This window comes from Enterococcus dongliensis, assembly GCF_031927985.1.
GTDB lineage: Bacteria > Bacillota > Bacilli > Lactobacillales > Enterococcaceae > Enterococcus_A > Enterococcus_A dongliensis.
In genome coordinates, this window is record NZ_JARPZC010000053.1 from 1 (window position 1) to 596 (window position 596).

The window sequence follows — 596 nt, forward strand, 5'->3', positions numbered from 1 at the left end:
AAGAGGACGTTCAAACGTTACCACTCGTTATCATTGGCGAACGTGCCGAAGTTGGTGTTAAGAGTGTTGAAAAAGAAACGCAACCGCCAAAAGCTTTTACAGAGGGTACATTATTAACTGCTATGAAAACGGCGAATAAAACGGTTGATGATGAAGAAGCAATCAAGATTTTACAAGAAGTTGAGGGGATTGGAACAGAAGCGACAAGAGCAAGTATTATTGAAGCGTTAAAACAAAAAGAATATATCCAAGTGATTAAGAATAAGCTTGTTGTAACTGAAAAAGGAAAATTATTGTGCCAGGCAGTTGAAAGTCAGCACCTTTTAACGAGTGCTGAAATGACGGCTAAATGGGAAACGTATTTAAAAAAAATCGGTAAAAGAGAAGGCAATCAAGAGAACTTTATTACGAATATCAAAAAATTCATTGTTCATTTACTGGAAGCTGTACCTAACGATATAGAAAAACTAAATTTTTCTGATTACCAGGAACAGAAAGAAAAAGAAGCAGAAAAAAGTATTGTAGGAAAATGTCCTAAGTGTGGCAACAATATTGTATTAAAAAAATCGTTTTATGGTTGTTCAAATTATCCTGAA

Annotated in this window: 1 protein-coding gene; it reads left to right on the top strand. The window is 34.4% G+C overall.

Annotated elements, in window-relative coordinates; genetic code table 11:
• Window positions 1-596 (top strand): DNA topoisomerase (locus P7D84_RS13720; protein WP_311806787.1); only part of this gene is annotated, 596 nt, incomplete at both ends.